The following is an 11,365-nucleotide window of genomic DNA, read 5'->3' as shown; positions in this document are numbered from 1 at the left end:
ATTTTTTACCTTCTGTACTTTGAGCTTTTATGAAAATCTCAGGAATTATGGAGTTTGAAGAAAACGCCACCTTTGAGCGATCGCCTGTCAGTTCCATAACTACTAACTGTGAGCGATCGCAGGTTGTTAAAAAATGGTTTACCTAAGACTTCCACTAGTTTGAGAATCGGTACTTGACGCTCTAAAAAATTCTGGCTCTTTGTCCAGTCAAGATATATATAACCTTGGTTTGGTAAAGGAATCGCAGCGATACTATCTTTGAAATTGGGATTGTCAATTATGGAATTATCCTTGGTTGTGAGAATTTCATTCATCGTCTCCAAGTCAGAGGCGAAAATTTCGTAATTTCCGAAAGTTGTATGCAATCCCCGCACTTTTGTTTCAATGCTGAAAGATGCTCCTTCTTTGACATCACTTTTTTTTGTAGCTGTGATTAACTCTGTCCAAGCGGAGATTTTTTGCTTGTCTATATTTAGGGTATTGATACTGAATCCGTTAGATGAGGCGATCGCATCTAATCGAGCAACGCCTTGTTCTACACCTTCGGATTTTTCCACCACAAAAATCCAATGTGGGGTTGTTTGCTCTTTCTCAGGTAACAATGCTATAGCATATTCTCCTTGTACCCAGCTAAAAATATCCTTTGGTAAATTTATACCCCAGCGTTTTTGAACATCCACCAAAGGTTTTGCTAACCGAGAAACCACATCTTCTCCAGAACCATATACGGTTGCTGTTGCTTGTCTCCAGAGTTTGGCTAGATCGCTGTCACCCAAATTACTCAAATTCGAGCCGGAAATTGCTAAACCTGCGGATGCTGGAACATAATGCAATGCTTCCACAGGTTTAGATAGCGGTGCAGATGGAGGGACAATTTCTGATGAAGTCAAAAAGGTGGTTTCTGCCAGCAATCCTTGGGGATTTAACACCAAGGATATGATTTGACTATTATAAAGTTGTTCTGGTAACTCTAACCCTTGCCATTTTGCTACGATAGGAAGATTCAAGAAAGCTACAGCTAAACCTTCTTTTAGCCGTTCTTTGGTAGCTTTTTGGTATTCGGGTGAGCTAGTCAAATTCAGATCGGGTGCTTGGACGTTATTGATAGCATCTCGTAGTACTTTCGGATCGTTGGCAAATAAGACGAAGCTTTCACCGACAACAGCACCAGCAAGCAAGTTTTCTTCTGGTTGAGAATTGTCAGAAATCAGTTTTACACCTTTATATTGTTCAACAGCTAAGTTTGCTCCGGCTAACGCTCGTTTAGAAAACAACAACTCGACAAACTCGCGGCTTTTTTCTGGTTGCTTGGTTGCTAATGCCAACAAATACCCTGGCTGCTGTCCGTTTTCTGAATCGCGATCAATATCTAAGGTGGTAATCGCTAATGTAATTTCGTCCCCTAACCAGGGTTGAATGTCTTGTTTGTAATCTATGCCACTCTTAGCGAATAAACTAGTTTTGAGTTTAGATAGTTCCTCTTCCCGCTCCAAGACCTGCAAACGGTCAGGATTGGTTAATAATGAAACCATTGCAGGGGACAGTTTCGACACGAATATGGCTGCACCAGGACCAGAGCTAGAAGCAATGAGGTTAGCCGGACTTTTAGCGAAAAACCAGTAAAAGCTTGCGATCGCAATTACTAGCAAGGCGATCGCCCCAGCTACGATAAAACCGATAAATGAACGTTGCCTATTCACATTAAACCTATTAAAAAAGACGGTTTACAGCCATTTAAGCAGAAAGCCTAGCAGAATTAATCAACCCTCTTGAGAATGGATGCTGATGTCAAGGCAGAAATTTTCTGTCACCATAAATAGTATTAGGACTGTTTACGAAAACCTCATGACAGGGAACTCATGAATCAAATTAGTGTAGAAGAACTGGCGCAACGTCTTTCTTCTAGTGATACAAGTATTCAGCTAGTAGATGTGCGGGAACCACAAGAATTGGCGATCGCTAGCATTGAGGGCTTTGTCAACTTACCTTTAAGTCAATTTGCGGAATGGGGAGATCGAGTACCTACCCTCTTCAATCCCGAAGCCGAAACCTTGGTGTTATGCCATCACGGCATCCGCTCTGCCCAAATGTGCCAGTGGTTGATTGCCCAAGGTTTTACAAATGTGCAAAATATTTCGGGTGGTATTGATGCCTATTCCCAACTAGTAGACCCTTCAATTCCTCAGTATTAGCTTTTGCTCGAATACATTATTCAGATGGAACTTACTCTTCCATCTAACTTTTGCTATGCTAAAGATAGAAGTACATCAATGTTAGAGGCTTGCCAGAAAGTTTGAAATTTGGGCATCAAGTACATCTGCACAAAAATGTTGGATTGCTCTAAATTACAGTTCGGCAGTAGTCCCTGGAAACAAATACGTATTTAATAATACTGTTGCATATACAATTTTGTGCAAAAGTACGGTTATAAAGAAGCATCGTAAGGGTACATTATAATCAGCAGCTTTTGCAAAAAAAGTTGAGCGACTATGCCAACTTTACTCTTAAAAATGCTGTATATATAAACTTTAAAAATAATTATCAAAATGTAGTTATATAATTTGCTACCTTAATAAATTATTAATATTCTGTGTTTTCGATTAAATCCAGAAATTTTTTTTCAGAGTTTGATTAAAATTTGCCTTCAGCAAAACATACCATAATGGAAGTTCAGTTAACAAATCGACAACAGCATATACTTTGGGCAACGGTACGTCACTATATTGCTACGGCAGAGCCTGTTGGTTCAAAGGCTTTAGTCGAGGAGTACGACCTTGGTGTAAGCTCGGCGACAATTCGCAATGTGATGGGCGTTTTAGAAAAGTCTGGATTACTCTACCAACCACACGCTTCTGCTGGACGTGTACCTTCAGATTCAGGCTATCGCATTTATGTTGACCAGCTAATTACACCTTCTCTGCGTTCGCGTAGTGTGTCGCAAACAGATACTACACGTAGCTTGCTTCCACAAAGTGCTACGGAAATTTTAGGGCGAGAAGTAGAGGTGGCATTGCAAAAGCAGCTACAGTGGCAAGATCGGAGTTTAGAAACCCTACTGCAAGGAGCCGCGCAGATTTTAGCAACCTTGAGTGGTTGCATTAGCTTGATTACTATGCCGCAAACGACCACAGCGCTATTGCGACATCTGCAATTAGTGCAAATTGAAGCCGGACGGATCATGCTGATTGTGGTAACAGATGGTTACGAGACACATTCTAAATTGATGGATTTGTCGCCAATACCAGAGGAAACACAACGGGATTCAGAGGTAATTGATCGCGAGTTGCAGATTGTTTCTAACTTTTTGAATAGTCACCTGCGGGGGCGAAGTTTGTTGGAATTAGCTTACCTCAACTGGAGCGAACTAGATCAAGAGTTCCAACGTTACGGAGAATTCTTGAAAAACTCAGTTGCCGAATTGACTCGTCGCACTCTTGCACCGACTGCAACCCAAATTATGGTTCGGGGTGTATCAGAAGTTTTGCGCCAGCCAGAATTTTCCCAGTTACAGCAAGTACAAACGATTATCCAACTGTTGGAAGAAGAACAAGACCAACTGTGGCGATTAATATTTGAGGAACCAGAACCAGAAGATGGTGGAAAACCAAAGGTAACGGTTCGTATTGGCGCAGAAAATCGATTAGAACCGATACGTACCTGCACGTTGATTTCTTCTAACTATCGCCGAGGTTCCATACCCGTAGGAAGTGTGGGAGTTTTGGGACCAACGCGCCTAGATTATGAAAGTGCGATCGCAGTAGTAGCATCTGCTGCTGATTACCTCTCAGAAGCTTTCAATTATTTCAATCCTTAATAGGGATTAATCGTATCAGGTTATATTTAGGAACAAGCCACTACGCCTTTAGGTGAGTGAACAATACCATAGCAAGCAGATAGCCGAATTTGTAACGGCAAAATCAATAATTAATACTACTCAAATCTTTCATGCTTAGAAAAATTGCCTTTGGTCTACTGTGGCTCGGATTTGTTGTCTATGCTTTTTTCTTCGCGCCTCCTGATCAAGTCGGTACATTCGAGTTAATTAAAAACCTTTCTATCGGCCAGTGGCAAGGTGTTAACCCGTTGGTCATAGTACTATTCAACCTCATGGGCATCTGGCCTCTTATTTACAGCGCAGTAGTCTTTATTGATGGTAGAGGACAAAAAATACCTGCTTGGCTGTTTTCTACTACTTCTTTCGCAGTTGGTGCTTTTGCCTTGTTGCCGTACTTAGCTCTTAGAGAACCAAATAATCAGTTTCTCGGTCAAAAGAATACCTTGCTCAAGTTGCTAGATTCTCGTGTGACTGGTTTTGTGTTAACGGTAGCCACGGTTATTCTAGTTACCTACGGTTTAAGAGCAGGAGATTGGGGCAGTTTTGTGCAAGAGTGGCAAACTAACCGTTTCATCAATGTGATGAGTTTAGATTTTTGCTTACTCTGCCTATTATTTCCTGCATTATTGGGGGATGATATGGCACGTCGCGGTTGGAAAAATCCGCAGTTTTTCTGGTTAATAACCTTGATACCGCTATTTGGCCCATTGGTTTATTTATCTGTGCGTCCACCTTTGCCAGAAGTGAGTACATCCATATCCAAGCAGCCAGTGGCGAATTGAAGAATAAAGTGCATTTTTCACAATCCACAATCTAAAATTCCAAGTGGTATCACCTAAAGTCCCCCCTTTTTCAAAGGTTTGGGGATTTTCTGTGGGTGCGTAAATCCTAAGAAAAAGTTTTTTCCGAAAGTACTTTACAAAACGCAATAAATTGTTTAAGATATGTAACAGGTAGTCAAACCTACCTAAAATTCATCTGCAAATAATCGCATTTATAAAACAATGACAGCAACCTTACAACAGCGCTCAAGCGCCAACGTATGGGATCGATTCTGCGAATGGATCACCAGCACCAATAACCGCATATATATCGGTTGGTTCGGCGTAGTAATGATCCCCACCCTGCTAGCAGCTACCGCTTGCTTCGTAATCGCCTTCATCGCTGCACCTCCAGTAGACATCGATGGTATCCGCGAACCAGTAGCAGGTTCGTTGATTTACGGAAACAACATCATCTCAGGTGCAGTAGTACCTTCCTCCAACGCCATCGGTTTGCACTTCTACCCAATTTGGGAAGCAGCATCTCTAGATGAGTGGTTGTACAACGGCGGTCCTTACCAGTTGGTAATCTTCCACTTTTTGATTGGCGTATTCTGCTACATGGGTCGTGAATGGGAACTATCCTACCGCTTAGGAATGCGTCCTTGGATTGCAATCGCATACTCTGCTCCCGTTGCAGCAGCAAGTGCAGTATTCTTGGTATATCCCATCGGACAAGGTTCATTCTCTGATGGTATGCCCTTAGGAATAAGCGGAACATTTAACTTCATGATCGTGTTTCAAGCAGAACACAACATCTTGATGCACCCCTTCCACCAATTAGGTGTAGCAGGTGTATTCGGCGGCAGCTTGTTCAGTGCAATGCACGGTTCTCTGGTAACTTCTTCCTTGGTTCGTGAAACCACCGAAACTGAGTCCCTTAACTACGGTTACAAATTCGGTCAAGAAGAAGAAACTTACAACATCGTTGCAGCCCACGGCTACTTCGGTCGTCTGATCTTCCAATACGCTTCTTTCAACAACAGCCGCTCCTTGCACTTCTTGTTAGCAGCATGGCCTGTAGTCGGTATCTGGTTCACCGCCTTGGGTGTAAGCACAATGGCATTCAACTTGAACGGTTTCAACTTTAACCAATCAATCATTGATTCTGAAGGTCGCGTCATCAGCACCTGGGCAGATGTAATCAACCGCGCTAACCTGGGTATGGAAGTAATGCACGAGCGTAACGCTCACAACTTCCCTCTAGATTTGGCTGCTGGTGATGTTGCTCCTGTAGCTCTAGCCGCTCCTGCTATCAACGGTTAATTCTCAAGTTTAGCTAAATAAGAGAGCGCCCTCTGGTAACGGAGGGCGCTCTCTTATTTGTATAGGTAAAGGCTATACGTCAACATGATTGCGGTGAAGAGTCCCCCGCTATACCTTTATGTTAGCGGTGGGAAAAACGCCGCTCCGGGACTGGGTACTGGGAAAACATTCCAAAATTTGCTGTAGGTAATAACCCCAAACATCATTTTTCAGCTGATTACCCAATCCCCAATCCCTAATCCCCAGTCCTCAGTCCCTTTTACACATTGCGAGTGCCAAAGCATAAAAATTAACTTTTGCACAAACTCTAGTTAAAATACATAAGCCTCATCCTTTTTCTTTAAGATCATGGGCAATACTTTTGGTCATCTATTTCGTATAACTACTTTTGGTGAATCTCACGGCGGTGGTGTGGGGGTTGTGATTGATGGTTGTCCTCCACAACTAGAAATTTCGGTAGAAGAAATTCAAGTAGAATTAGATAGAAGGCGTCCGGGACAAAGTAAAATTACCACACCTCGCAAAGAAGCCGATACCTGCGAAATTTTATCAGGTGTATTTGAAGGCAAAACACTAGGAACACCTATAGGGATTTTGGTACGGAACAAAGACACTCGTTCCCAAGATTACGACGAAATGGCCGAGAAGTATCGCCCTTCTCATGCAGATGCAACTTATGATGCAAAATATGGCATTCGTAATTGGCAAGGCGGAGGTAGGTCGTCAGCGCGTGAGACAATTGGCAGAGTAGCAGCAGGTGCGATCGCTAAAAAAATTCTCCGTCAAGTTGCCAATATTGAAGTTATCGGTTATGTCAAGCGCATTAAGGACTTGGAAGGTGTAGTCGATCCAAATACTGTCACCTTAGAACAAGTGGAAAGCAACATCGTTCGCTGTCCTGATGCCGAATGTAGCGATCTCATGATTGAATTAATTGAGCAAGTTGGTAGACAAGGTGATTCTATCGGCGGTGTCGTAGAATGTGTAGCTCGTAATGTGCCGAAAGGTTTAGGCGAACCAGTATTTGATAAATTGGAAGCTGATATCGCTAAAGGTGTGATGTCTCTCCCGGCTAGCAAAGGCTTTGAAATTGGTTCCGGTTTCGGAGGGACGCTGTTAACGGGAATTGAGCATAACGACGAATATTATATTGATGAAAATGGTGAAATTCGCACTGTAACTAACCGTTCTGGTGGTATTCAGGGGGGAATTTCCAATGGGGAAAATATTATTTTACGAGTTGCATTTAAGCCAACGGCGACAATTAGAAAAGAGCAAAAAACAGTAACTCGTGAAGGTGAAGAAACGCTACTAGCGGCGAAAGGACGACACGATCCTTGTGTCTTACCGCGTGCAGTTCCAATGGTCGAGGCGATGGTGGCACTGGTGTTGTGTGACCATTTGTTACGGCATCATGGACAGTGTAAGGTTTTGTAGGGGTTATACTTTGACTTTCAGTAAATATTTATGCTTCGAGGGTGGGTTTCTGACTCGCCCTTTTTTACTGATATTGCTATAGTGGCGGATAACACATTTAACTACGTGCGGTCGCATATGTTAGCAATATGGGTAAAGAGTTTCAAAATCGCTTAGAACACTTTGCTGCTTTAAAGTCCAAATACCAAGCAACTCAATATGAAGATTCATTACCCGCTAGTTTGCTGTATCTTATACTACGAAAAATTGACTTAGGAATTGAACTTCTTGACTTAGAATCTAATTGGTTGGGAGAATCTCGGCTTGAGGAGACTTTAGAAGCTATCAAGCAAAAGCAGAAATATAAAGTACAAGAATTTGGAAATTTAGAATTTGAATTCTCCAAATTGAAGTCTAAGTACAAAGCTACAATTTATAACGGTTCCTGGGAATCTAGTCATCTCTATTTCATTCTTTTGAAACTGGAGTCAGGAAATTTCCTTACTGATTCAGAGGTTAAATGGCTAAGAGCAAATGGTTTATATGAAACTAATAAAATTGCTCAAGAGGTAAAACTATTTAGTCAACTTAAATTTAAATATCAAGCTACTAAATATCAAGACTCATATCCTGATAGTCAACTTTATCAAATACTCAAAAAATTAGAGTTAACAGAACGTTTAAGTAATTCTGAATATAATTGGCTGATGGATAATGAACTCTTTGAAACAGCAGAAATTTTTCAACAACAAGAGTCTGTAAAAGAAACTCACTTTGCTAAATTAAGAGATAAATACCAAGTGAATCTACACTCTGATTTATCATTATCAAATCCACTATATTCAATACTGCAAAATATTGATGCCAAAAATAATTTGAGTGATTCCGAGATTAACTGGTTGGAACAGCAAGAACTTAGCGAAACTATTGCCATTGCTCAAGAGTTGGAACAAACACGAGAATTTGCCGTTTTGAGACTTAAGTATAAAGCAACTGAGTATCAGGATTCATCGCCCAAGAGTCACCTGTATAAAATTCTTAAAAGACTTGAGTTGTCGAATCAGTTAGGTGAACAGGACATTAACTTCCTCAAAAAACGCAAGCTGACTAAGATTATAGAAATTGCAAATGAAAAATATGTCTCTATTTTAAAATATAAAATAGATTCAAGAGAACTACTTAATGAGTCAGAAATTGAGTGGTTGAAAAATAATAGATATGAAGATATCATTATTTTTGCTAAACAAAAGCACTTTGCAGCTTTGAAATCAAAATATGATGTTTTAGGCTATCAAGATAAATTACACACCAGTCTTTTATACACAATTTTGCAAAAGCTTGAGTTAAAAGAGCGACTTGAACCAACAGATGTTGCTTGGCTTCAAGAGACTAGAATTGAAGTACTTCAACCAACATATAGTTATTATAGGCAAAAAGAGTCTCAGTATCAAGAGACTAAATTATTCTCTGGTAAAATTTGGATTGCTTACCACACAATTGAAGCAAATTTTTATGAGCAGAAGTTTCAACGCACTGAGAACAAATGGAACTTAGCAAATGCGAGCAGCCATTGGCGCAAAGCAGATGAACCAAAACAGGCATTGCAACTGACAAATAATTTGCAATTAGACAAAATTAAAGAAAATAAACTTAAGTCAGCTTTGCTAACTAGCAGAGGTGGAGCTTTTCGAGATATTGGAAAATTAGATGAAGCAGAAAATTGCGCCCGTCAAGCTATTGAGTATCAACCAAAAAGCCATCACCCTTACACTTTGATAGGAGCCATTTGTTTTGAACGACATCAATATTCAGATGGTGAATATTGGTTTCAAGAAGCAATAAAACGTGGTGCTAATCCTAGAGATATGGATTCTGAAATCAAGCGAGTAGTGAAGAATACTAAGGATGAAAGTCAGCGTCGGCAAGTGATAAACTACCTACTAAATAAAGATCCACAGCGGTATGCTTGGGCAAAGTCTTATATCAAAAACTCAAATAATAAAATCTGAATCAAAAAAGCAAAAGAGAAACTAAGTAAATTTTAATGTAAGACAAGTGTTACTTTGACGTTAAACTACAAATGAATTTATCTGGTTACATTGCATGGATTTTATAACAATTTTAGGATTAGCTGCCGCCACAATAACCACAATCTCTTTTTTGCCACAAATGTTTAAAACTTGGCAAACAAAATCAGCAAAAGATGTTTCTTTTGTTACGCTGATTACATTCATAAGTGGTGTTTTTTTGTGGCTAATCTATGGAATTTATTTACAATCCTTGCCAATTATTCTTGCTAATGCCATAACATTGATTTTTAACTTAATTATTCTATGGCTTAAAATTAAATATAGATAAACTTGCCTCTAACAAACACCTGTGACATCATCTGTATTTGACTCTGAACGTCTTCTCTTTACCCCTACTACCCCAGACACCAACGCTATCCCCATAATCTTCGCCTTTCCCAATGAGTACAATGTAGGTATTACAAGCCTTGGCTATCAGGTAGTGTGGGCAACTTTTGCAATGCGTGATGATGTGCAGGTGAGTCGCCTGTTTACCGATACTCACGAACAACTCCCCAGAACGCCGGAAATTGTGGGATTTTCTATTTCGTGGGAACTGGATTATGTGAATATTTTAAATTTGCTGGAATCTTTAGAAATTCCTATTCGAGGAACCTCTCGTGATGATTCTCATCCGATAATTTTTGGTGGTGGCCCAGTTCTCACTGCTAACCCCGAACCTTTTGCAGATTTTTTTGATGTAATTTTGCTGGGGGATGGTGAAACCCTGTTAGGGAATTTTATTGAGGCTTACAAAGAAGTGAGAAATGCCTCAAGACAAACTCAACTAAAAAGACTTGCACAAATACCAGGAATTTATGTACCTAGTTTGTATGAAGTGGAGTATCACACGAAAGATGGTGAAGTAAAGTCAATTAAACCAATTTCTCCCGAAATTCCCGCAGTGGTGCAAAAGCAAACTTATAAAGGAAATACACTATCGGCATCTACTGTAGTTACTGAAAAAGCGGCATGGGAAAATATTTATATGGTGGAAGTTGTGAGAAGTTGTCCAGAAATGTGCCGCTTTTGTTTGGCGAGTTATCTCACACTGCCTTTTAGAACAGCCAGTCTGGAAAATTCATTAATTCCAGCGATCGCCAAAGGTTTAGAAGTCACAAATCGGCTAGGATTATTAGGGGCTTCAGTCACTCAACATCCAGAATTTGAGGCGTTGCTAGATTATATTAGTCAGCCAAAGTATGATGATGTCCGTCTCAGTATTGCCTCAGTCCGAACTAATACTGTAACAGTCCAGTTAGCAGAAACTTTGACAAAACGAGACACGCGATCGCTTACCATTGCTGTAGAAAGTGGTTCCGAAAAAATCCGCCAAATCGTCAACAAAAAGCTGCATAACGATGAAATTATTCAAGCAGCGATAAATGCCAAAGCTGGCGGCTTAAAAAGTTTGAAACTCTACGGAATGGCAGGAATTCTTGGTGAAGAAGCAGAAGATTTAGAGCAAACTGTGGCGATGATGCGTGATATCAAAAAAGCTGCACCAGGATTACGCTTAACATACGGTTGCAGCACTTTTGTACCCAAAGCACATACGCCGTTTCAATGGTTTGGGGTGAATCGCCAAGCCGAAAAGCGGTTGCAGTTTTTGCAAAAACAGCTAAAACCGCAGGGGATAGAATTTCGCCCAGAAAGCTATAATTGGTCGATTATACAGGCTTTGTTATCGAGAGGCGATCGCAGACTTTCCCAGCTTCTTGAACTTACTCGTGACTTTGGCGATTCCTTGGGTAGCTACAAACGTGCTTTCAAGCAACTCAAAGGGCAAATCCCCGATTTAGATTTCTACGTCCACGCCGAATGGTCAACAGAACAAGTATTACCCTGGAGCCACTTGCAAGGGCCTCTGCCACAGTCTACACTACTAAAGCATTTGGCTGATGCTCAGAGTTATATCAATCCATCTCCAAAAGAACTACAGCCATTGAATTCATAGC

At 40.7% G+C, this 11,365-nt stretch carries 10 protein-coding genes; 8 read left to right on the top strand and 2 right to left on the bottom strand.

Annotated elements, in window-relative coordinates; genetic code table 11:
• Positions 1–38: 38 nt before the first annotated feature.
• A complete protein-coding gene (locus V7K89_RS17285; RefSeq protein ID WP_335189185.1) occupies positions 39–1,700 on the bottom strand; it encodes a DUF3352 domain-containing protein in 1,662 nt (553 codons plus the stop codon).
• A 159-nt stretch (positions 1,701–1,859) separates the two neighbouring features.
• Between V7K89_RS17285 and V7K89_RS17280 the strand changes: the two genes are divergently transcribed.
• From V7K89_RS17280 to V7K89_RS17255, 6 genes are all read left to right on the top strand, one after another.
• Positions 1,860–2,192 (top strand): rhodanese-like domain-containing protein, encoded by a 333-nt coding sequence (locus V7K89_RS17280; RefSeq protein WP_292862223.1) that lies wholly within the window; start codon positions 1,860–1,862, stop codon positions 2,190–2,192.
• 470 nt (positions 2,193–2,662) lie between these two features.
• Positions 2,663–3,814 (top strand): heat-inducible transcriptional repressor HrcA, encoded by a 1,152-nt coding sequence (gene hrcA / locus V7K89_RS17275; protein WP_335189183.1) that lies wholly within the window; start codon positions 2,663–2,665, stop codon positions 3,812–3,814.
• A 131-nt stretch (positions 3,815–3,945) separates the two neighbouring features.
• A complete protein-coding gene (locus V7K89_RS17270) occupies positions 3,946–4,617 on the top strand; it encodes a DUF2834 domain-containing protein (protein WP_335189181.1) in 672 nt (223 codons plus the stop codon).
• Positions 4,618–4,839: 222 nt separating this feature from the next.
• The gene (psbA, locus tag V7K89_RS17265; protein WP_335189179.1) at positions 4,840–5,922 is read left to right on the top strand and encodes a photosystem II q(b) protein; all 1,083 of its coding nucleotides are present in this window, start codon (positions 4,840–4,842) and stop codon (positions 5,920–5,922) included.
• Between the two features lie 348 nt (positions 5,923–6,270).
• A complete protein-coding gene (gene aroC / locus V7K89_RS17260; protein ID WP_335189177.1) occupies positions 6,271–7,359 on the top strand; it encodes a chorismate synthase in 1,089 nt (362 codons plus the stop codon).
• Between the two features lie 128 nt (positions 7,360–7,487).
• Entirely contained in the window at positions 7,488–9,347 is a 1,860-nt protein-coding gene (locus V7K89_RS17255; protein WP_335189174.1) for a hypothetical protein, read from the top strand.
• 60 nt (positions 9,348–9,407) lie between these two features.
• Here the strand turns inward: V7K89_RS17255 and V7K89_RS17250 are convergent, their stop codons facing one another.
• Positions 9,408–9,572 (bottom strand): hypothetical protein, encoded by a 165-nt coding sequence (locus V7K89_RS17250; RefSeq protein WP_335189227.1) that lies wholly within the window; start codon positions 9,570–9,572, stop codon positions 9,408–9,410.
• On the opposite strand from V7K89_RS17250, the gene V7K89_RS17245 reads away from it, so the two are divergent.
• Both V7K89_RS17245 and V7K89_RS17240 read left to right on the top strand, forming a co-directional pair.
• Positions 9,499–9,696 carry a SemiSWEET transporter gene (locus V7K89_RS17245; RefSeq protein ID WP_335189225.1) on the top strand — a complete coding sequence of 66 codons (198 nt, stop codon included), beginning with the start codon at positions 9,499–9,501 and terminating at the stop codon, positions 9,694–9,696. The two genes, V7K89_RS17250 and V7K89_RS17245, sit on opposite strands and share 74 nt — an antisense overlap.
• Positions 9,697–9,717: 21 nt before the next feature.
• A complete protein-coding gene (locus tag V7K89_RS17240) occupies positions 9,718–11,364 on the top strand; it encodes a B12-binding domain-containing radical SAM protein (protein ID WP_335189172.1) in 1,647 nt (548 codons plus the stop codon).
• Position 11,365 lies beyond the last annotated feature (1 nt).

The organism is Nostoc sp. (assembly GCF_036917515.1).
Lineage (GTDB): Bacteria > Cyanobacteriota > Cyanobacteriia > Cyanobacteriales > Nostocaceae > Nostoc.
This window is presented reverse-complemented; position numbering and strand designations above follow the sequence as displayed.